This window comes from Amycolatopsis nalaikhensis, assembly GCF_030264295.1.
Lineage (GTDB): Bacteria > Actinomycetota > Actinomycetes > Mycobacteriales > Pseudonocardiaceae > Amycolatopsis > Amycolatopsis nalaikhensis.
Map to the genome: position 1 here is coordinate 1,742,190 of NZ_CP127173.1, position 19,497 is coordinate 1,761,686.

Here is a 19,497-nt window from a genome sequence, read left to right on the forward strand (position 1 = left end):
GCCGGATTCGGGAGCGACGTCGGTGATCACACCGCACCCCCTTCGGAGACCGAAGCACCCTTGCGGCCGTTGGCGGCCAGTGCCCGCCCGACCCGGTGCTGCTGGGAGCGAAGCTCGGCCCGGCGCACGACCTCGTACGCCACGACGACCGACAGCACGATGATGCCCTGCATGATCGTCGCGATCTCCTTGGACACGTTGATCTGCTCCAGCGACACCGCGGAGGTGTCGAGGAAGGCCCACAGCAGCGCGCCGAGCGCGATGCCGCCGGGGTGGTTGCGGCCCAGCAGCGCGACCGCGATGCCGGTGAAGCCGTACATCTGCGTCGCGGTGATGCCGTAGCTGAAGTCGCGGCCGAGCAGCTCCGGCATGGCGACCAGGCCGGCGACGCCACCGGAGAGCAGCATCGCGATGAGCGTCATCTTCTTGGCGTTGACGCCGCCGGCGGCCGCGGCGGTCGTCGACTCGCCGGACGCCTTGAGCTCGAAGCCGAACCGCGTGCGGTTCAGCATGAACCAGTAGGCACCGCCGATGATCGCCGCGATGAACACGAACCCGAAGAGCGTGCCCGAGCCGAGCGGGATGCCCGGGATCCGGCCCGACGGCTCGATCACGCGGGTGCCGATGTTGTTGCCGGTCTGCACGCCGAACTGGTCGGCGTTGATGAGGAAGGCGATGATGCCGGCGACGATCGCGTTGAGCATGATCGTCGAGATGACCTCGCTGACCCCGCGGGTCACCTTGAGGACCGCCGGGATCGCCGCGTAGGCCATGCCCGCGACGACCGCGACCACCAGGATCGCCACGACGTGGATGACCGGCGGCAGCTTCATGGCGCCACCGGCGATCGCGGCGACGACGGCGGCGAACCGGTACTGGCCTTCGACACCGATGTTGAAGAGGTTCATCTGGAAGCCGATGGCGACCGCGAGGCCGGACAGGTAGTAGACCGTCGCCAGGTTCACGGTGTCGACCGCGGTCGAGCCCTTGAACATCTGGCCGATCATCGTGCCGTAGGCCTGCAGCGGATCGGCGCCGGAGATGATCAGCGCGATCGCCGACAGCAGCACGGCGAACACGATCGCCAGCAGCGGCGGCAGCAGTTTCGTGCGCCAGGAGGTCATTCTTCGTCACCCTCTCCCGCGCCGGTCATCGCGGAGCCCAGTTCCTGCGGGGTCACGGTGGCGGGGTCGGCCTCGCTGACGAGGCGCCCGCGCAGCATGACCCGGATCGTGTCGGACAGGCCGATCAGCTCGTCGAGGTCGGCGGAGATCAGCAGCACGGCGAGCCCGGCGGCGCGGGCCTGGCGGATGTTCTCCCAGATCAGCGCCTGCGCGCCGACGTCGACGCCGCGCGTGGGGTGCGACGCGATGAGCAGCACCGGCTCGCCGGAGAGTTCCCGCCCGACGATCAGCTTCTGCTGGTTGCCGCCCGAGAGCGCCGCGGCCGGGACGTCGATCCCCGGCGTGCGGACGTCGTACTCGCGCACGATCCGCTCGGTGTCCGCGCGCGTGCCCGCGATGTCGAGCAACTGTCCTTTCGAGACCGGTTCACGGGTCTGGTAGCCGAGCATCCGGTTGACCCACAACGGTTGCGTGAGCAGCAGGCTGTGCCGGGTGCGGTCCTCGGCGATGTAGCCGATACCGGCCTCGCGCCGCGCCAGCGTGCCCGCCTTCGTGATGTCTCGCGCCTTGCCGTCGGCGTCGACCAGCTCGATGGTGCCGCCGGACGGCTTACGCATGCCCATGATCGTCTCGACCAGCTCGGTCTGGCCGTTGCCCTCGACACCGGCGACGCCGAGCACCTCGCCCGCGTGCACGGTGAAGGAGATGTCGTCGAGCGCGTTGCGGTCGGAGCCCTCTGCGCCCAGGGTCAGCCCGGTCAGCCGCAGCACGTCCCGGTCGGTGACCGTGGACTCGCGCGTCTCCGGGCTGGGCAGCTCCGAGCCGACCATCATCTCCGCGAGCTGGCGGGAGGTGATCGTCTTCGGGTCGACGGTCCCGACGGTGGTGCCACGCCGGATCACCGTGACGGTGTCGGCGATCGCGCGCACCTCGTCCAGCTTGTGCGAGATGAAGAGGAAGGTGTAGCCGTCGGCCTTCATCTCCCGGACGGTCGCGAAGAGCGCGTCGACCTCCTGCGGCACGAGGACCGCGGTCGGCTCGTCCAGGATGATGATCTTCGCCCCGCGGTAGAGCACCTTGACGATCTCGACGCGCTGGCGGTCGGCGACGCCGAGCTCTTCCAGCAGCGTCTCCGGCTTGGCGTGCAGGCCGGTCCGCTCGGCGAGCTCGGCCAGCCGCGCCCGGGCGGCGCGGCCGATGCCGTGCAGGGCCTCGGCGCCGAGGAAGACGTTCTCGCCGACCGTGAGGTTGTCGGCCAGCATGAAGTGCTGGTGCACCATGCCGATGCCGGCGCGGATGGCGTCCTGCGGGTTGCGCAGCTTCACCTCTTCGCCGTTGATCGCGATGGTGCCCTCGTCCGGCGGCTGCATGCCGTAGAGGATCTTCATCAGGGTGGACTTGCCGGCGCCGTTCTCACCACAGATGGCGTGCACCTCGCCCGCGGCGACGGTGAGGTTGACGTCGGAGTTGGCCACCACGCCGGGAAAGCGCTTGGTGATCCCGGTCAGCTGGACGGCGGGGGCGCCCCGGTCGGGGACGGCCTCGGCCGGGGCCTCGGCTGTGCTCATGGGCGGGAGAATTCCATATCTCTGGAACGCGTGAGGGGCCCGGAGGAAAATTCCTCCGAGCCCCGGACACGTGGTGAGTTACTTCTGCGGCTTGTCCGAAACGGTGATCGCGCCCGAGATGATCTGGGCCTTGTAGCCGTCCAGGACGTCCTTGATGTCGTCGACCTTGCCGCCGGAGGTGGCGTAGCCGACGCCGTCGACCTTGAGGTCGAACCGCTTCGGCAGGCCGCTCAGGTCACCCTTGGCGACGGCCTGCACGTAGTCGAACACCGCGACGTCGACCCGCTTGAGCATGGACGTGATGATGACGTCCTTGTCGGCCTCGACGGTCTTCTGGTTGTACTGGTCGGAGTCGACACCGATGGCCAGCGCGTTGCCCGCCTTGGCGGCGTCGAAGACACCCTTACCCGAGGCGCCGGCGGCGTGGTAGATCACGTCCGCGCCCTTGGCGATCTCGGCCGCGGCCTTGGCGTTGCCCTTCGGCGGGTCCTGGAACCCGGAGAAGTCGCCGGCCGGGGTGAGGTACTCGTCCTCGATCTTGATCTTGTTCGAAACGGTCTTCGCGCCCTGCAGGAAGCCGGCCTCGAACTTCTGGATCAGCGGGGTGTTGACACCGCCGACGAAGCCGATGTGGCAGTTCTTGCTCTTGTACGCGGCGGCGACGCCGGCCAGGAACGAGCCCTGCTCCTCGGCGAAGACCAGCGACGTCACGTTCGGCAGCTTGATCGAGTCGTCGTCGACGATCGCGAACTTCGTGTTCGGGTACTTCCCGGCGACGGCCTCGACCGACTTCGCGTAGGCGAAACCGACGGCGATGATCGGATTCAGGCCCGAGGCGGCCATCTGGTCGAGGCGCTGCTGCTTGGCCGACTCGGCCTCGCTGGCGGACGCGGTGCTCTCGCTGACCGTCGTGACGCCGAGCTCGCTCTTCGCCTTGTCGGTACCAGCGGCGGCGGCGTCGTTGAAGGACGCGTCACCCCGCCCGCCGACGTCGAAGGCCAGGCCGATCTTCAGCTTGCTGCCGTCGACCTTCTCCCCGGCCGCGGTCGAGCTGCTGGCCGCGGCCGGCGCGGCGGGCGGCTTCTGCGCGGTGACGCAGTCCGAGCCACCCGACGAAGCCGCGGTGTTGTTGGTGCTGCCACCGCCCGAGTCCTTGGCGCACCCGGCCAGGGCGAGTACCCCGGCCATGGCCGCGGCGGCCAGCGCGGTTCCACGCATGCGACGCAACGTGTGTCTCCCTCCCCGCTGATCCAGCGGATGGTCAAGGGCACGACCCGGCCCTACTGCCGAGTCGACCGCCAGACCGTACCCGGCGGACAGGAATGCGCCATAGGAACGGCACGCTACGTAACACAAACGTTTACTCACGAGTCGCGCGCGCGATCAGGTGCGTACGCAGAGTGATTTTCGCGCTCTCGGAGGGCTACTTTCGGCGGGTTGCGGGGGTTGGGGAGGGCCGAAATGCCGTTTGCTGTCACGGAGTGTGGCACGTTGACCGAGGAGTGGACCAGCCCGATCACTCTGTGAGACGGCGGGCTCCGGGCCCCACTCGCGTTGCCGAGCGGGCCGGGCTGGCCGCGATGGCTGGGCTCGGCAGTCGTGAGTGTTTAGGGCGGTTCTAACCGCCCTAAACACTCACGACGGGCCAGGCGAGCCCGGGCTGCGCTTGCCTCCCCAGGCCCGCGGTCCGGGCCGCACCGCGGACTCCGGCGTTCGGCCAGCCGAGCCGGACACCGGCGCCCGGGCCGCCGCCGCGAGACTGCCGGGCCGCCACCGCGCTGCCGCCCGTCGCCTGGCCGCCCGGCCGCCCGGCCTAGTCGCCGGGCCGCCGAGCGAGCCCGAACCTCCCGGCCCCCGCCCAGCCAGCGAACCCCGCACCTCAGCCGCCCGCCGCGAGCCTCCGGCCGCCACCACACTCCCCGCGCCGCCGCTTCCGGATCGGTTCAGTCACGTGGCCACCCGATCAGGCGTCCGCCGCCCGGGCGGCGCCCCCGTCGCGCGTCCACAGTGGACCACTTGCCTGTGACCCCGCCCACAGCCCGAGCCAGCCGTCGCAGGTCGCGCGGTTATCCACGCGCCGCACGGGAAACCGCTCTCGCGAGTGCGCCACGCCACACCGCCGGGTGACCCCGCACCCGCGCCGGTGTCTGGTCCATCACAGAGGGGAACCCGGAGGTGAGCCGTCCGTCGGGGGCGGGTCTAGCATCCCTTTCATCCAGGCTCGATGACCCTTGATCTCGGCATTGCCGCCGGAGCCGTCCCAGGTGGACGGCGACGATCAGTGCGGACCTCACCGGTCACCCGGGCACAAGTCAGACGTTGGAGGCCGTTCACCGATGTCCACCACGGCGAGCACTGCCCCCGAGGCAGGCGCGAGCGATCGGGCGGGTGCCTCACGCCGGCAGGGGACCTTCTACCGGGGCGACCCCGGTATGTGGTCCTGGGTCCTGCACCGCATCACCGGCGTGCTCACATTCTTCTTCCTCTTCGTGCACGTGCTCGACACCGCGCTGGTGCGCGTGTCGCCGAACACCTACGACCAGGTCATCGAGACCTACAAGACGCCGATCGTGAACCTCCTGGAGGTCGGGCTGGTCGGCGCGGTCCTCTTCCACGCGCTCAACGGCATCCGCGTCATGCTGGTCGACTTCTGGTCGAAGGGCCCGAAGCTGCAGAAGGCGATGCTGTGGGTCATCGGCGTGGTCTGGGTCGTCGTGATGGTTCCCGGTGCCTTCTTCATGCTGAAGCGCACCGTCGAAACGCTCTTCGGGGGTAACTGACATGGCCGACCTCGCTCTCGCCAGCCCCCGCACGCCGAAGCGCCCGGCCGCCCGCCGGAGCAACTTCGAGCTCTACAGCTGGCTGTTCATGCGGATCTCCGGCCTAGCGCTGATCATCCTGGTGCTCGGCCACCTGCTGATCATGAACATCCTCGACGGCGGCGTGCACCGGATCAACTGGGGCTTCGTCGCCGGCCGCTGGGCCTCGCCGTTCTGGCAGTTCTGGGACCTGGCCATGCTCTGGCTCGCCGAGATCCACGGCGGCAACGGCCTGCGCACCATCATCGACGACTACGCGCGCAAGGACAGCACGCGGTTCTGGCTGAAGATCCTGCTCTACGTCTCGATGGTGCTGATCCTGGCCGTCGGCACGATGGTGATCTTCACCTTCGACCCGAACATGCCCGCGAACTGAAGCCACGGAGACTTTTCGATGCAGTTCCACAAGTACGACGTGGTGATCGTCGGCGCCGGCGGCGCCGGCATGCGCGCGGCCATCGAGTCCGGCCAGCGCGCCCGCACCGCGGTCCTCACCAAGCTCTACCCGACCCGGTCCCACACCGGCGCGGCCCAGGGCGGCATGTGCGCCGCGCTGGCGAACGTCGAAGAGGACAACTGGGAGTGGCACACCTTCGACACGGTCAAGGGCGGCGACTACCTCGTCGACCAGGACGCCGCGGAGATCATGGCCAAGGAGGCCATCGACGCGGTGCTCGACCTGGAGAAGATGGGCCTGCCGTTCAACCGGACGCCCGAAGGCAAGATCGACCAGCGCCGCTTCGGCGGGCACACGCGTGACCACGGCAAGGCCGCGGTGCGCCGCGCCTGCTACGCCGCGGACCGCACCGGCCACATGATCCTGCAGACGCTGTACCAAAACTGCGTCAAGCACGGCACGGAGTTCTTCAACGAGTTCTACGTGCTCGACCTGATCCTGTCCGAGGACGAGAACGGCAACCCGATCGCGTCGGGCGTCGTCGCCTACGAGCTGGCCACCGGCGAGCTGCACGTCTTCCAGGCGAAGTCGATCGTGTTCGCCACCGGCGGCGCGGGCAAGATCTTCAAGACGACGTCGAACGCGCACACCCTCACCGGGGACGGCCTCGGCATCATCTTCCGCAAGGGCCTGCCGCTGGAGGACATGGAGTTCTTCCAGTTCCACCCGACCGGTCTGGCCGGGCTGGGCATCCTGATCTCCGAAGCCGTCCGCGGCGAGGGCGGGATCCTGCGCAACGCCTCCGGCGAGCGGTTCATGGAGCGCTACGCCCCCACCATCAAGGACCTCGCGCCGCGCGACATCGTGGCGCGCTCGATGGTGCAGGAAGTGCTGCAGGGCCGCGGCTGCGGCCCGAACAAGGACTACGTCGTCCTCGACGTCACGCACCTGCCGGTCGAGGTCCTCGAGACCAAGCTGCCGGACATCACCGAGTTCTCGCGCACCTACCTGGGCGTCGACCCGGTGAAGGAGCCGGTGCCGGTGTTCCCGACGTGTCACTACGTGATGGGCGGGATCCCGACCAACGTGCACGGCGAAGCGTTGCGGGACAACGAAAACGTCATCCCGGGCCTGTACGCCGCGGGCGAGGTCGCGTGCGTGTCCGTGCACGGTTCCAACCGCCTGGGCACGAACTCGCTGCTGGACATCAACGTGTTCGGCCGCCGCGCCGGCATCGCGGCCGCGGAGTACGCGCTGGCGCACGAGCACGTCGAGCTGCCGGAGAACCCGACCAAGCTGGTCGAGGAGCAGCTCGCGGGCCTGCTGTCGGAGCACGGCGACGAGCGCGTCGCCGACATCCGCAAGGAAATGCAGCAGACGATGGACTCGCACGCGTCGGTGTACCGGACTGAGGACACGCTGAAGCAGGCGCTGACCGACGTCCAGGCGCTGAAGGAGCGGTACCAGCGGATCACCGTGGCGGACAAGGGCAAGCGGTACAACACCGACCTGCTCGAGGCCGTCGAGCTGGGCTTCCTGCTGGAGCTGGCCGAGGTCCTGGTCGTGGGCGCGCTGGCGCGCAAGGAGTCCCGCGGCGGCCACGCGCGCGAGGACTACCCGAACCGCGACGACACGAACTTCATGCGGCACACCATGGCCTACAAGCAGGGCACGGGGCTGTCGTCCGACATCCGGCTGGACTACAAGCCGGTCACCTTCACCCGCTACGAGCCGATGGAGCGGAAGTACTGATGACTACGGCTACTGCTGACCCGGCCGCCGCTCCGTCTGACGAGCACACGCCGATCACGGTCACGCTGAAGATCCTCCGGTTCAACCCGGAAGTGGATTCGGAGCCGCACTGGGAGTCCTACGACGTCCCGGCGCAGCGCACCGACCGGCTGCTGAACCTGCTGTTCTACGTGAAGGACTACATCGACGGGACGTTCTCGTTCCGCCGTTCGTGCGCGCACGGCGTGTGCGGGTCCGACGCGATGCAGATCAACGGCATCAACCGCCTGGCCTGCAAGGTCCTGATGAAGGACCTGCTGGAAAAGGGCGGCAAGAAGACGGTGATCACGATCGCCCCGATCAAGGGCCTGACGACGTTGAAGGACCTGTACGTCGACATGGACCCGTTCTTCGAGGCGTACCGCGCGATCAAGCCGTACCTGATCACGTATGGGAATGAGCCGACGCGCGAGCGGATCCAGTCCCAGGCGGACCGCGACCGCTTCGACGACACGACGAAGTGCATCCTGTGCGCGTGCTGCACGTCCTCGTGCCCGGTGTACTGGAACGACGGGTCGTACTTCGGCCCGGCGGCGATCGTCAACGCGCACCGGTTCATCTTCGACTCCCGTGACGAGGGGTCGGAGGAGCGGTTGGACATCCTGAACGACGGCGAGGGTGTGTGGCGCTGCCGGACGACGTTCAACTGCACGGACGCGTGTCCGCGAGGGATCCAGGTGACCAAGGCGATCCAGGAAGTGAAGCGAGCGCTGCTCTTCAAGCGCGTTTGATTTTCCGCAACACCCGAAAGGCCCTCCGGCGACTTCGCCGGAGGGCCTTTTCGTCATGCGAGTAAGCAGCAGCCAGCCGGCAATGCAAGCCGACAACGAACTCACCAGACCTCCCCCGCCCCGCCGCAGCGGAAAGATCTGCCGCGGCAAAAACAAAAGATTGTCCTCGCCGGACGGGCAGGCTCTGGGATGGCCATCCCGTCACGCTGTCCTCTCACCTTTGAGAGGTGGGCCGCTGGGTGGTCATCCCGTCGCCTGAATGAGGCCTATCACTTTGAGCCGGGCCCGCAAGCTTGGCATGCTTCCTCGCCTTGGTCTCTGGGTTGCGGGCCCGGCTCAAAGTGATTTTTTCGGCCTCAGGCGACGGGATGACCACCCAGCTCCTCTGTTGGGTTCAGCGCACCGCGTCCAGCGCGTTCACCAAGCCGTGGCCGTAGTACGAATTGTTCTTCGCCGGGCCTGTGCACTCCGTCTCCGTCGATGCGCACTTCACCACGTCCGCCTCGCCCTCCAGCAGCCGCGCTATGAACGACGGTGGTGCTCCTCGGAACTTCGATGCCAGCAGCGCCGCCACCCCCGCCGCGTGCGGTGACGCCATCGACGTTCCGCACTTCGACCCGTACTGCCCGCCGAACACCGTTGTCGACAACGGGCACGATGGACCCTCGCCCTCAGGCGGCAGCTGCGAGAAGTCGCCACCCGGCGCCGTCACCGAAATCGATCCGTAGTTGCTGAACGACGACTTCGTCCCCGCGTACCCCACCGATGACACCGTCACCACCCCGTCGATCGCCTTCGGGAGGATGCCGCACGACGAGTCCACCGGGTGTGGCCGGTTCGGGTCCGTCGTCTGCGTTGTCGTGTCGAAGCCCGAGTTGCCCGCCGCCGACACGTTCAGGACCCCGCGGCGCGTCGAGAACTCGATCGCGCGACGCACCGCTTCGTACGCCGCCGCGTCGCCCGGCTCCCGCGAGCAGAAGAACATCCCCGGGTCGATGTAGTAGCTGTTGTTCGTCACCTGGAACCCGTGCCGGGCCGCCCACACGAACCCGCACACCGCCGACTCCGGGAAGATGTAGCCGTCGTCGTTCACCACCTTCACCGACGCCAGCCGCACCCCCGGGGCGATGCCCGTGAAACCCGCCGCCGGGTCTTTGCCCGCGATCGTGCCCGCCACGTGCGTTCCGTGGTCCGACGTCGTCGGGGCCCACGACGCCGGCGTGAGGTCCGGCGCGCCCGTGACGCAGCCCGCCGAGGACGCCGGAGAAACCGCCGCGCGAAGGGCCGGGTGCGTCGCGTCGATGCCCGAGTCCAGGACCCCGACCGTCACCGCGCGGCTGCCCTGGTAGATCTTGTTCGCCTCCGGCGCGTGGATCGCCTTCATGTCCCACTGCTGCGCGGACAGGTCACCCGAAGCAGCGAACGTCCGCGTGTCCTCCAGCGTCCGCACGGCACCCAGCGAAGAGCGCGCCGAAGCCGCGGAAGCCACGTCCTTGCCGCCCGAATACGCCCGGTAGACGCCGATCTTCTGCTGGAAGTCCGCGTTGCGCGAGCTGGCGATCGCCACGGCGATCTCCGGGTAGTACGCCACCTTCGTGCCGCACTTGGCCGCCAGCTCGCGGTCGACCGCCGCCGCGCCCGTGCCCGGCTGGTACGTCACCACGTACGTGTACGGCGTGCTCGTCGTGTCGCACGTGACCGGTGCGGCCTCGGCCGGGGCCGCGGCGAACAGGCCGCCCCCGACGGCCAGCGCGAGCGGGGCCGCCATTCGGCGTAAACGGGACATTCCACCTCCAGAGTCGGTGGCGTCAACCTAAACCGGCCCCGGAAACCGCGCCACCGACCAAAGTCAGGAAGAGGTTCGCACCCCGCGCCACCCCAGCACGCCGATGATCGTGCCGAGCACGAACGACACCACCGTCAGCACCGCGTGCACGATGAAGTACGCGGTCGGCGAGCCGTCGGGGGTCCAGGACCGGTCGCTGTCCCACAGGTTCTTGGCGAACGTGATCCAGATGATCCACGACCACACGCCGAAGGCCAGCAGGAACAGCGAGGTGCCTCGCGAAATGCGCATGCCCCTGAGTATGCGACGCGCGCCGCGGCGCTAGATTGCGTGGGTGCACTCCGCTGTTTCCCGGTCGCTCAAGGTCCTCACGACGACGCTCGCCGCCGCGCTGCTGGCCCTGAGCACGCCGGCCCTCGCGGCCGCCGCGCCGCAGCAGGGTCAGTGCGCGAACCGCCAGGCTCCCCCGCCGCCCGTCGACACCTCGGAGAAGCCCGCGCCGGGCCGGCAGGCCCCCGCGCCGCTGGCCGTGCCCGCGGTGCCCGTCGGCGGCGCGCGGATGGCCGAGTGCGGCCTGGTCACCCCGGACGGCGCGCTCAACCCGCCGGACGGCAACACCGCGGCGTCGTGGCTGGTGCAGGACCTCGACACCGGCGCGGTCATCGCGGCCAAGGACCCGCACGCGCGGCAGCGGCCCGCGTCGCTGATCAAGACGCTGCTCGCGCTCGTCGTCGTCACCCAGCTGGACCCGCAGCAGGTCGTCGTCGCGACGAAGGAGGACGCCGAGCAAGAGTGCACCTGCGTCGGCATCGTCGCGGGCGGCCGCTACACCGTCGACCAGCTGCTGCACGGCCTGCTGATGCACTCCGGCAACGACGTCGCGCACGCGTTCGCCACGGTGCTCGGCGGGGTCGACTCGGCCGTGGCGAAGATGAACGCGATGGCGGCCCGGATCGGCGCGCTCGACACGCGCGCCGCGACGCCGTCGGGTCTCGACGGCCCCGGCATGTCGACGTCGGCCTACGACCTGAGCCTGATCTTCCACTACGCGATGAAGCAGCCGGAGTTCGCGAAGGTCATCTCGACGAAGAACTTCGAGATCCCGCCGACCGGCGGCAAACCGGCCATCCCGGTCTACAACGACAACAAGCTGCTCGGCGTCTACCCCGGCTTCCTCGGCGGCAAGACGGGCTTCACCGACGACGCCCGCCACACCTACGTCGGCGCGGCGCAGCGCAAGGGCAAGCGGCTCGCGGTCGTCATGCTGCGCGCCGAGCAGAAGCCGACGAAGGTCGTCGAGCAGGCGTCGAAGCTGCTCGACTACGGCTTCGCGCTCGAGGACGACCGCGCCGAGCCGGTCGGCCAGATCACCTACCAGGCCCCGGCGGCGCCGGACGCCGACGGGTCCGTGCTCGCCGACGGCACCGGCAGCAGCGGGCCGTCCTCGGCCGCGGCGGCCGCCAAGGAGGACCCGTTCGGCGTCACCGGCTGGATCATCACGCTGGTGGTGTTCCTGATCATCGTCGGCGCGTTCGCCGTCGCCCACCAGCGCAAGAAGGCCGCGAGCTAGCGGAACCCCGGCCCGGGCTCCGGGGTCACCTTGTCGGTGGTGATCGCGCCGCCGCAGTGCCCGCAGGCCACGAACGTCCCGGCGACCTCGCCGCAGTCGTTGTGCCGCAACAGGATCGGCGGCCCCTCCGGCCCGGCGAGGTACCGGTCGCCCCACTGCATGAGCGTGACGACCGCGCCGAACAGGTCGCGTCCCGCCTGCGTCAGCATGTACTCGGGCACCGGGTCGACGCGGTCGAGCACGCCCGCGTCGACGAGCGTCTTCAGCCGGGCGGACAACGTCGGGCGCGGGATGGACAGGTGGCGCGCGAACTCGCCGTAGCGGCGCACGCCGAAGAACGCCTCGCGCAGGATGAGCAGGCTCCACCGCTCGCCGACCAGGTCGAGGGCGCGGCCGACCGAGTCCGCCGTGAAGCGGTGCCGCAGGTCGTTCACAGCTGCTCCGTCCGGGCCGGGACGCCCAGCAGGAGCTTGCCGGACAGCTCGAAGCTGGCCGGGTTGACCTGGAAGTGGGCGGTCGCCGTGTGCGCGTCGCGGAACCGGCGTTGCAACGGCGAAGTCTCGTAGATCGCGGCGCCGCCGCCGAGGTCGTACATGCTTTCAGCGACCTTCGCGGCGGTGCGCGTCACGTGCGTCGCGGCCAGCCGGAGGCCGAGCTTGAGCGTGTCCGGCACGGGTTCGGTGCCCTGCGCGGCCTGCCAGGCGTCGTCGATGCTGGTGTAGAAGAGCAGCCGCGCGGCGCGCAGGGCGGCTTCGGCCTCCGCGACGGCGGCCTGCGTCGCCGACCGCTCGGCCAGCGAGCGGCTGGAACCCAGCGGCTTCCGGGTCGAAGCCAGCTCGACGAGGTCGTCGATCGCGCCGCGCGCATTGCCCAGCGCGGCCGCGGCGACCGACAGCGCGAAGAAGCCGAAGAGCGGAAACCGGTGCAGCGCAACGGCTTCCTCCGGCGGACCACCCATCACGGAGAAGACGCGGTGCTCGGGGACGAACAGCGCGTCGGCGACGCAGTCGTGGCTGCCGGTGCCGCGCAGGCCGGTGGTGTGCCAGGTGTCGAGCACGTCGATCTCGGCCTTCGGCAACGCGGCGACGTAAAGCGCGCCTTCGTGGACGAAGCCCGCGAAGAGCCAGTCGCAGTGCGGGATGCCGCTGCAGAAGGCCCACCGACCGGACACGACGTACCCGCCGTCGACCTTCTGGCCGGTTCCGCGCGGCGCCCAGACCCCGGCGGCGACGGTGCGCGGGTCGCCGAAGACCTCCTCGGCGCACTTCCGCGGGGTGTAGGCCGAGAGCAGGCTGCTGGTCACAGCGATCGAGACGCACCAGCCCGCGGACGCGTCCCCGCGCGCGACCGTCTCGGCGGTTTCGAGGCTGAGGGCGGGCGGCGCTTCGGGGCCGCCGAGATAGCCGGGGACGCCGCTGCGCAGGAGCTGGGCGTCGGTCAGCTTCGCGACGAGCTCGGCGGGCAGGGCGCGCTGCCGCTCGGTGACGGGTGCGAGCGTCTTGGCGAGCGCGGCGCACTCGCGGGCGGCGTCCAGCATGAAACCCTCCGGTTCAGTTTTCTTACCGGTTCAGTTTCTTTACTGGTCGGCCGGGTGTCAAGACCGGCGGCGGCCCCCGAGCCAGGCGAGCAGGGCCCCGGCGCTGAAGGCGCCCGCGACGGCACCGAGGCCGGGCCCGCGCTGCACGGTGACGTGCTGCTCGAGCCGCACCGGCGGCGGGGGCTGGACGACCTTGCGTTCGTTTTCCTTGGCCGTCGCGGTCCAGGCGGTGATGAGCAGCAGGAAGCGCGAGACGAGGTTCGCGAACACGAGCAGACCGATGACCGGCCCGAACAGCGCCGCCGACGGCGACTTGGTGACGCTGGCGAGGTAGATCGACCCGACTTGCTGCAGCACGACGAACCCGATGGCGGCGACGATCGCGCCCTTGACGGCGCTGCGCAGCGCGACCCGCTCCCGCGGCAGCCGCGCGATGACCCAGATGAAGACGAGGGTGTTGGCGGCCAGGCCGAGCACGATGGTGGCGCCCCGGAGCAGCACGATCGCCCAGGTGGCGTGTTCGAGCCCGACGAGTTCGAGCAGGAACTGCCCGATCCCGCCCCCGACGGCGGTGAGCGCGAAGGAGACGACGAGGGCGACGCCGAGCCCGACGAGGGCGACGAGGTCTTTGAGCGTCTGCTTGACGATCGGCTGCGACTGCTTTTCCTGACCCCACTGCGCGGTGAGGGCGTCGCGGAGGTTCGACATCCAGCCGATGCCGGAGTAGAGGGCGATGAGCAGACCGAAGATCCCGATGCCGCCCCCGGAGTCGAGCGCGCCCTTGACGATGCCGTTGACGAGGTCTTTGAGGCCCTCGGGGACGGAGTTGTTGATGCCGTCGGTGATCTTGTGGATGATCGTCTGGTCGTGGTTGACGACGAGCCCGACCACGGCGAAGGCGACCATGAAGAGCGGGAAGACGGAGAGCACGCTGAAGTAGGTGATGGCGGCGGCATAGTGGTTGCCGTACCGCTCGGTGAAGGCGTCGTTGGCGCGGATCAGGTGATCCAGCCACGGGTACTTCCTGCGCAGGCGCGGCAGGAGCTTTTCCTTCTCTTCAGTCGCCACTGTGAAACGCTAACCACGCCCCGTGACTCCCGCAACGCGAGCGCGTCAGATGAGGGAGGCGACGAACGCGCCGTAGGTCTCGTCAAGCGACCCCGCGCTCACGACAGCAACCCGCCGCTCGGCCGCGAAGGCGGCCACGCGGTCGTAGGCCTCCCCCAGCTGCGACGCCGTGAGCGGCCCGGCCGTCTCGACCTCCGACGCGCCGCGCTCGGCGAAGCGCCGCAACGCCTCCTCGCGCCCGGGCAGCAGCACGACCTCGCGAAAGCTCGCCCCGCACTCGACAGCCAGGGCCTCGAGCCGTTCGGGGAGCCCCGGACGAGCCACCAGCTGCGGCACCACGACGTCGTGACCCGCGAGCAGGTGCGTCCGCGCCGCGGCGACCGCGATGTCCCGCGCCAGCAACCCGGCCGGGCCCGGCGACGAACGCCAGCCGCCGATCATCGCCCGCACGCGGTCCACGTCCAGCGCCAACGCCGGCGGGTGCTCTTCCGCGTAGCGCCGGGCCAACGTCGTCTTGCCGCTCCCGGGCGGGCCGTTGAGCAGGACCAGCCTCACCGGACCGGGGGCAGGAACCCGATCCGCTGGTACGTCTTGGCCAGCGTCTTCGACGCCACCTCGCGCGCCCGCTCGGCGCCCGCCGCGAGGACCTTGTCCAGCTCCGCCACATCGTCTAAATAGGACTTCACGCGGTCCTGGATCGGCGTCACCCATTCGACGAACACCTCGCCGAGGTCCTTCTTCAGGTCGCCGTAGCCCTTGCCCTCGTACGCGGACTCGAGGTCGGCGATCGACCGCGACGTCAGCGCCGAATAGATCGTCAGCAGGTTCGAAACACCCGCCTTGTTCTCCGCGTCGAACACGACCTCGCGGCCGGTGTCGGTGACCGCCGAGCGGATCTTCTTCGCCGAGCGCTTCGGGTCCTCCAGCAGCTCGATCAGGCCGTTCGCCGTCGAGGCCGACTTGCTCATCTTGCTCGTCGGGTCCTGGAGGTCGTAAATCTTCGCCGTGTCCTTGATGATGTACGGCTCCGGCACCACGAACGTCTTGCCCAGCCGGTTGTTGAACCGCTGCGCCAGGTCGCGCGTCAGCTCCAGGTGCTGGCGCTGGTCCTCGCCGACCGGGACCGCGTCCGCCTGGTACAGCAGGATGTCCGCCGCCTGCAGGATCGGGTACGTGAACAGCCCGACGCTCGAGCGGTCCGAACCCTGCTTCGCGGACTTGTCCTTGAACTGCGTCATCCGGCCGGCCTCGCCGAACCCGGTCTGGCACTCCAGCACCCAGCTCAGCTGCGCGTGCTCCGGCACGTGGCTCTGCACGAACAGGGCACTGCGCTGCGGGTCGATGCCGATGGCCAGCAGCTGCGCGGCCGAGACGCGGGTGCGCTGCCGCAGCACCTTCGGGTCCTGCTCGACCGTGATCGCGTGCAGGTCGACCACGCAGTAGAACGTCTCGTGCGTGTCCTGCATCCGCACCCACTGGCGCAGCGCGCCGAGGTAGTTGCCGAGGTGGAACGAGTCGGCGGTCGGCTGGATCCCGGACAGGACCCGCGGGCGGCGCTCTGCTGCGACGGTCTGCTCTTCGGACACGTCAGGATTCTTTCAGGCCGCGACGCGCGGCGGGCGCCGAGGGCCCTCAGGCGTGCGGTCGCTGCGTCAGGAACGGGCGCGTCGGCGTCGCGTCGGGGTCGGCGAGGACGGCTTCGGCCATCGCCGTGACCGGGCCGGGCACGTCCGGCGTGGCGGGTGCGGCGTCGGCGACCACCTCAGCCGCGCGCGTCTTGCGGCGCTGGCGCAGCACACCCAGTGTCATGCCGACGATGCCGAGCGCGACCGCGACCAGCCCGACCGGGCCCAGCACGCCGAAGCTCTCCGCGTTCGTGTCGGCCTGCGCGACCGCGACGTCGGCGAACGCGCTCCCGCCGCCGGCCACCAGCAGGCCGCTCGGGACCAGCGCGACCACCGCGGCCGCGCGGAACCCGCGCAGCGTGGACCGCATCAGGGTTTGACCTGGGTTGCGCACCGGAGTGCCTCCCGCGAGTGAAGCGAAACGCTCACCCATCCGAGTGAGACGCTGCGTGCTACTGGTCAAAAAACTACCGAGCGTGTCAAGACCTGGCGGTGCTGATCGACTCGGGGGCCGAGAGTAGCGCCCAACCGGGAACACGATCCGGGCACCCCCACGGTTCACACCCACCACCCGGGTGGGTGTTGCGCAGGACGGAACGCTCATACCGAGAGTAGAGCGTGACGGATCCGTGTCCGGGTGGTCATCACCCGTTTACCCCAAGTCGGGCTCACGCTCTGCCATTCGTCGCAGTCGCGACTGCTCCGATCGCGTCGTCTTATCTGGAAAACTTTTCACTCGTTGGTGATTGGTCTATACCTCTTGGAGTAGCCCATTCGGCTCGGTCGGACCGCGCACGACCGGCGTGATCAAGAGGAGACCCGAATGCCGATGACCCGGTTCCTGAAGCGCGCCGGAGTGGCGATGAGCGCGCTCGCCGCCGCGGCCGCCGCCGTCGTGCTGCCCGCCACGAGCGCGTCCGCCGCGGCCGATGCGTCCTTTGTGGTCAGTGAGGCGCAGTTCGGCCAGATGTTCCCCAGCCGCAACGACTTCTACACCTACAGCGGCCTGACGGCGGCACTCTCGGCGTACCCGGGCTTCGCGAACACCGGCGACGACACGGTGAAGAAGCAGGAAGCCGCCGCGTTTCTGGCGAACGTCAGCCACGAAACCGGTGGCTTGGTCTACATCGTCGAGCAGAACACCGCGAACTACCCGCACTACTGCGACGCGAGCCAGCCCTACGGCTGCCCGGCGGGCCAGGCCGCGTACTACGGCCGTGGGCCGATCCAGCTGAGCTGGAACTTCAACTACAAGGCCGCCGGTGACAACCTCGGCATCGACCTGCTCAACAACCCGTACCTGGTCGAGCGGGACGCGGCTGTCGCGTGGAAGACCGGCCTCTGGTACTGGAACACCCAGAGCGGGCCGGGCACGATGACGCCGCACGACGCGATGGTCAACCAGCGCGGCTTCGGCGAGACCATCCGCAGCATCAACGGCTCGATCGAGTGCAACGGCGGCAACCCCGCCCAGGTCCAGAGCCGGATCGACCTGTACACGCGGTTCGCCGGGATCCTCGGGGTCCCGACGGGCGGCAACCTGTCCTGCTGAGAGCCGGGCGCGGCGAGAAGGGCCTCCCCGGCTGCCGGGGAGGCCCTTTTTGCGCTCAGCTCTGGGGATCGAGCCAGTTCAGGAGCTTGCGCAGGACGTCGTCGAGCAGGCCGACCTCCTGCTCGGAAAGGCCGGCCAGCAACTCGGAGACGTTCGCCGTGTGCTCGGTCATCGCGGCATCGACGGCCTCGAAACCCTTGTCCGTCAAGCGGATGCGGAAGCTGCGGCGGTCGTTCGGGTCGAGCGCGCGCTCGACGAACCCGGCCTTCTCCAGCCGGTCGAGGCGGCTGGTCATGCCGGCGCGGCTCAGCATCAGCGTCTTCGAGAGCTCGGACGGGATGAGCGTGTACGGCGGGCCCGAGCGGCGGAGCGCGGCGAGGACGTCGAACTCGCCGCGCTGCAGGCCGAACTTGCCGAACACGCGCTCCTGGGCCGGGCCGAGCACGAGCGCCAGCCTGCCCATCCGGCCGACGACCCCGATCGCGGTCAGGTCCAGGTCGGGGCGTTCGCGCCCCCAGGCCGCCACGACCTCGTCGACGGCGTCTTCGTCAGTCACCCACGCAGCTTATTCGATGCCAGCACTATTCGACGCGAGATAGTTTGACAGCGAACTATCAGTCGTGGAACCATCTTGGGCATGACGACATTGCTGGTACGCCACGACGAGGCCGAGCAGCTCGGCTCGACGCCCGACACGATGACCCTGCTCGCCGACGTCTCCCAGACCGACGGGCACCTGAGCACCAACCGCGCGACGCTCGGCCGCGGGAGCGACGGCGCGACGCCGCACTTCCACACGTCGTCGGCGGAGATGTTCTTCATGCTCGACGGCGAGCTCGAGGTCCTGAACGGCGATGAGATCGTGACGGTCCGGACGGGTGACATGCTGTTCGTGCCGCCGCACACGAATCACGCGTTCGGAGCGACCGAACGGTCGGGCGCGGACGTGCTGATCGTGTTCACGCCCGGTGTCGAGCTCTTCGAGTACTTCCGGATGATCGACCGGATCCGGCGCGGCGAGGCGTCTCCGTCGGAGATCCTGGCGACGCAGGACCGCTTCGACAACCACTTCGTGGACAGTGCGGCCTGGCGCGCCGCCCGTGCGGCCTAGATGTCGTAGGTGGCGGTGACCGGCGCGTGGTCGGACCAGCGCTGGTCGTACGCGGCGGCGCGCTCGACCACGACGTCGACGACCTTCTCGGCGAGGCCGGGCGTCGCGAGCTGGCAGTCGATGCGCCAGCCGGAGTCGTTGTCGAAGGCCTGGCCGCGGTAGGACCACCAGGTGTAGGGGCCGGGGCCTTCGGGGTCGAGGCGGCGCTGGACGTCGGTGTAGCCGGCCTCGGTGTAGACGCGGCCGAGCCACTCGCGTTCCTCGGGCAGGAAGCCGGAGTTCTTGCGGTTGCCGCGCCAGTTCTTGAGGTCGACGGTGTCGTAGGCGATGTTCCAGTCCCCCACCACGACGACCTCCCGTCCGGCCGCGGCGGCCTTCGCCCGCAGCTCGACGAGGTAGGGCAGGAACGCGGCCATGAAGCGCTCTTTTTCGGCCTGGCGTTCGGTGCCGACGTCGCCGCTGGGCAGGTAGAGGCTGGCCACGACGACCTTGGCCAGGTGGACTTCGAGGTACCGGCCGCTGTCTTCGAACTCCGGCTCGCCGAAGCCGATCCGGACTTCTTCGGGTTCCTCGCGGCTGTAGATGGCGACGCCGTTGCGCCCCTTCACGGCCGAGGGGGCGTGCACGACGAACCACCCCTCGGGCTCGATGACGGCCGCGGGCAGCTGACCGGCTTCGGCGCGCACCTCCTGGCAGGCGACGACATCCGCCTTCGTGGCGGCGAGCCACTCGACGAAGCCCTTCTTGGCGGCGGCGCGGAGTCCGTTGACGTTCACGGTGGAGACAGTCAGCACACGTGCACGGTACCGGCCGGGTCC

20 protein-coding genes are annotated in these 19,497 nt (G+C 69.4%); 7 read left to right on the forward strand and 13 right to left on the reverse strand.

Going from position 1 to position 19,497, the window contains the following annotated elements:
• Window positions 1-26: 26 nt before the first annotated feature.
• The 3 genes from QP939_RS08305 to QP939_RS08315 form a co-directional block, all read right to left on the reverse strand.
• Window positions 27-1,124, reverse strand: a complete 1,098-nt coding sequence (locus QP939_RS08305; RefSeq protein ID WP_285456012.1) for an ABC transporter permease — start codon at window positions 1,122-1,124, stop codon at window positions 27-29.
• A complete protein-coding gene (locus tag QP939_RS08310; protein WP_285456014.1) occupies window positions 1,121-2,692 on the reverse strand; it encodes an ABC transporter ATP-binding protein in 1,572 nt (523 codons plus the stop codon). Before QP939_RS08310 ends, QP939_RS08305 begins: the two co-directional genes overlap by 4 nt.
• 78 nt (window positions 2,693-2,770) lie before the next feature.
• On the reverse strand, window positions 2,771-3,910 hold the full coding sequence (locus QP939_RS08315) for a BMP family lipoprotein (RefSeq protein ID WP_285456016.1): 1,140 nt from the start codon (window positions 3,908-3,910) through the stop codon (window positions 2,771-2,773).
• A 1,118-nt stretch (window positions 3,911-5,028) separates the two neighbouring features.
• On the opposite strand from QP939_RS08315, the gene sdhC reads away from it, so the two are divergent.
• Genes sdhC through QP939_RS08335 form a run of 4 tightly spaced genes read left to right on the forward strand, consistent with a single transcriptional unit; the run spans window position 5,029 to window position 8,430 of the window.
• A complete protein-coding gene (gene sdhC, locus QP939_RS08320) occupies window positions 5,029-5,472 on the forward strand; it encodes a succinate dehydrogenase, cytochrome b556 subunit (RefSeq protein ID WP_285456018.1) in 444 nt (147 codons plus the stop codon).
• Window position 5,473: 1 nt separating this feature from the next.
• Window positions 5,474-5,887: a succinate dehydrogenase hydrophobic membrane anchor subunit gene (locus QP939_RS08325; protein ID WP_285456020.1), complete on the forward strand. Its 414-nt coding sequence runs from the start codon at window positions 5,474-5,476 to the stop codon at window positions 5,885-5,887.
• 18 nt (window positions 5,888-5,905) lie between these two features.
• Window positions 5,906-7,660 carry a succinate dehydrogenase flavoprotein subunit gene (gene sdhA / locus QP939_RS08330; protein ID WP_285456022.1) on the forward strand — a complete coding sequence of 585 codons (1,755 nt, stop codon included), beginning with the start codon at window positions 5,906-5,908 and terminating at the stop codon, window positions 7,658-7,660.
• Window positions 7,660-8,430, forward strand: a complete 771-nt coding sequence (locus QP939_RS08335) for a succinate dehydrogenase iron-sulfur subunit (protein WP_285456023.1) — start codon at window positions 7,660-7,662, stop codon at window positions 8,428-8,430. Before sdhA ends, QP939_RS08335 begins: the two co-directional genes overlap by 1 nt.
• Before the next feature lie 394 nt (window positions 8,431-8,824).
• Here the strand turns inward: QP939_RS08335 and QP939_RS08340 are convergent, their stop codons facing one another.
• Together QP939_RS08340 and QP939_RS08345 are read right to left on the reverse strand one after the other, a co-directional pair.
• Complete coding sequence (locus tag QP939_RS08340) at window positions 8,825-10,216, reverse strand: S8 family peptidase (protein WP_285456024.1); 1,392 nt, start codon at window positions 10,214-10,216, stop codon at window positions 8,825-8,827.
• Window positions 10,217-10,279: 63 nt separating this feature from the next.
• Window positions 10,280-10,507 (reverse strand): SCO4848 family membrane protein, encoded by a 228-nt coding sequence (locus tag QP939_RS08345; protein ID WP_285456025.1) that lies wholly within the window; start codon window positions 10,505-10,507, stop codon window positions 10,280-10,282.
• Window positions 10,508-10,550: 43 nt separating this feature from the next.
• Between QP939_RS08345 and QP939_RS08350 the strand changes: the two genes are divergently transcribed.
• Window positions 10,551-11,786, forward strand: a complete 1,236-nt coding sequence (locus QP939_RS08350; RefSeq protein WP_285456026.1) for a D-alanyl-D-alanine carboxypeptidase family protein — start codon at window positions 10,551-10,553, stop codon at window positions 11,784-11,786.
• Here the strand turns inward: QP939_RS08350 and QP939_RS08355 are convergent.
• From QP939_RS08355 to QP939_RS08380, 6 genes are read right to left on the reverse strand one after another with little or no spacing between them, the layout of a single operon-like run.
• Window positions 11,783-12,220 carry a winged helix-turn-helix transcriptional regulator gene (locus tag QP939_RS08355; RefSeq protein WP_285456027.1) on the reverse strand — a complete coding sequence of 146 codons (438 nt, stop codon included), beginning with the start codon at window positions 12,218-12,220 and terminating at the stop codon, window positions 11,783-11,785. The two genes, QP939_RS08350 and QP939_RS08355, sit on opposite strands and share 4 nt — an antisense overlap.
• Entirely contained in the window at window positions 12,217-13,323 is a 1,107-nt protein-coding gene (locus tag QP939_RS08360; RefSeq protein ID WP_285456029.1) for an acyl-CoA dehydrogenase family protein, read from the reverse strand. Before QP939_RS08360 ends, QP939_RS08355 begins: the two co-directional genes overlap by 4 nt.
• Window positions 13,324-13,380: 57 nt before the next feature.
• Window positions 13,381-14,391, reverse strand: a complete 1,011-nt coding sequence (gene yhjD, locus QP939_RS08365) for an inner membrane protein YhjD (RefSeq protein WP_285456030.1) — start codon at window positions 14,389-14,391, stop codon at window positions 13,381-13,383.
• 45 nt (window positions 14,392-14,436) lie between these two features.
• On the reverse strand, window positions 14,437-14,946 hold the full coding sequence (locus QP939_RS08370) for an ATP-binding protein (RefSeq protein WP_285456031.1): 510 nt from the start codon (window positions 14,944-14,946) through the stop codon (window positions 14,437-14,439).
• On the reverse strand, window positions 14,943-15,977 hold the full coding sequence (gene trpS / locus QP939_RS08375) for a tryptophan--tRNA ligase (RefSeq protein WP_285456033.1): 1,035 nt from the start codon (window positions 15,975-15,977) through the stop codon (window positions 14,943-14,945). The genes QP939_RS08370 and trpS overlap by 4 nt, the downstream gene beginning before the upstream one ends.
• Before the next feature lie 46 nt (window positions 15,978-16,023).
• Complete coding sequence (locus QP939_RS08380; RefSeq protein ID WP_285456034.1) at window positions 16,024-16,386, reverse strand: hypothetical protein; 363 nt, start codon at window positions 16,384-16,386, stop codon at window positions 16,024-16,026.
• Window positions 16,387-16,839: 453 nt separating this feature from the next.
• Here QP939_RS08380 and QP939_RS08385 point away from each other — a divergent pair, with 453 nt between their 5' ends.
• Window positions 16,840-17,568 (forward strand): chitinase, encoded by a 729-nt coding sequence (locus QP939_RS08385; protein ID WP_285456035.1) that lies wholly within the window; start codon window positions 16,840-16,842, stop codon window positions 17,566-17,568.
• A gap of 55 nt (window positions 17,569-17,623) precedes the next feature.
• Here the strand turns inward: QP939_RS08385 and QP939_RS08390 are convergent, their stop codons facing one another.
• Window positions 17,624-18,124 carry a MarR family winged helix-turn-helix transcriptional regulator gene (locus QP939_RS08390; RefSeq protein WP_285456036.1) on the reverse strand — a complete coding sequence of 167 codons (501 nt, stop codon included), beginning with the start codon at window positions 18,122-18,124 and terminating at the stop codon, window positions 17,624-17,626.
• An 81-nt stretch (window positions 18,125-18,205) separates the two neighbouring features.
• Between QP939_RS08390 and QP939_RS08395 the strand changes: the two genes are divergently transcribed.
• On the forward strand, window positions 18,206-18,679 hold the full coding sequence (locus QP939_RS08395; protein WP_285456037.1) for a cupin domain-containing protein: 474 nt from the start codon (window positions 18,206-18,208) through the stop codon (window positions 18,677-18,679).
• On the opposite strand, the gene QP939_RS08400 is transcribed toward QP939_RS08395, so the two are convergent.
• Entirely contained in the window at window positions 18,676-19,473 is a 798-nt protein-coding gene (locus QP939_RS08400) for an exodeoxyribonuclease III (protein WP_285456038.1), read from the reverse strand. The two genes, QP939_RS08395 and QP939_RS08400, sit on opposite strands and share 4 nt — an antisense overlap.
• Window positions 19,474-19,497 lie beyond the last annotated feature (24 nt).

Excerpts from the sequence above, each read along its gene's own strand:
- QP939_RS08305 (WP_285456012.1), bottom strand. The coding sequence starts at position 1,124 with ATGACCTCCTGGCGCACGAAACTGCTGCCGCCGCTGCTGGCGATCGTG.
- QP939_RS08310 (WP_285456014.1), bottom strand. The coding sequence starts at position 2,692 with ATGAGCACAGCCGAGGCCCCGGCCGAGGCCGTCCCCGACCGGGGCGCC.
- QP939_RS08315 (WP_285456016.1), bottom strand. The coding sequence starts at position 3,910 with ATGCGTGGAACCGCGCTGGCCGCCGCGGCCATGGCCGGGGTACTCGCC.
- sdhC (WP_285456018.1), top strand. The coding sequence starts at position 5,029 with ATGTCCACCACGGCGAGCACTGCCCCCGAGGCAGGCGCGAGCGATCGG.
- QP939_RS08325 (WP_285456020.1), top strand. The coding sequence starts at position 5,474 with ATGGCCGACCTCGCTCTCGCCAGCCCCCGCACGCCGAAGCGCCCGGCC.
- sdhA (WP_285456022.1), top strand. The coding sequence starts at position 5,906 with ATGCAGTTCCACAAGTACGACGTGGTGATCGTCGGCGCCGGCGGCGCC.
- QP939_RS08335 (WP_285456023.1), top strand. The coding sequence starts at position 7,660 with ATGACTACGGCTACTGCTGACCCGGCCGCCGCTCCGTCTGACGAGCAC.
- QP939_RS08340 (WP_285456024.1), bottom strand. The coding sequence starts at position 10,216 with ATGTCCCGTTTACGCCGAATGGCGGCCCCGCTCGCGCTGGCCGTCGGG.
- QP939_RS08345 (WP_285456025.1), bottom strand. The coding sequence starts at position 10,507 with ATGCGCATTTCGCGAGGCACCTCGCTGTTCCTGCTGGCCTTCGGCGTG.
- QP939_RS08360 (WP_285456029.1), bottom strand. The coding sequence starts at position 13,323 with ATGCTGGACGCCGCCCGCGAGTGCGCCGCGCTCGCCAAGACGCTCGCA.
- QP939_RS08380 (WP_285456034.1), bottom strand. The coding sequence starts at position 16,386 with ATGCGGTCCACGCTGCGCGGGTTCCGCGCGGCCGCGGTGGTCGCGCTG.
- QP939_RS08385 (WP_285456035.1), top strand. The coding sequence starts at position 16,840 with ATGCCGATGACCCGGTTCCTGAAGCGCGCCGGAGTGGCGATGAGCGCG.
- QP939_RS08395 (WP_285456037.1), top strand. The coding sequence starts at position 18,206 with ATGACGACATTGCTGGTACGCCACGACGAGGCCGAGCAGCTCGGCTCG.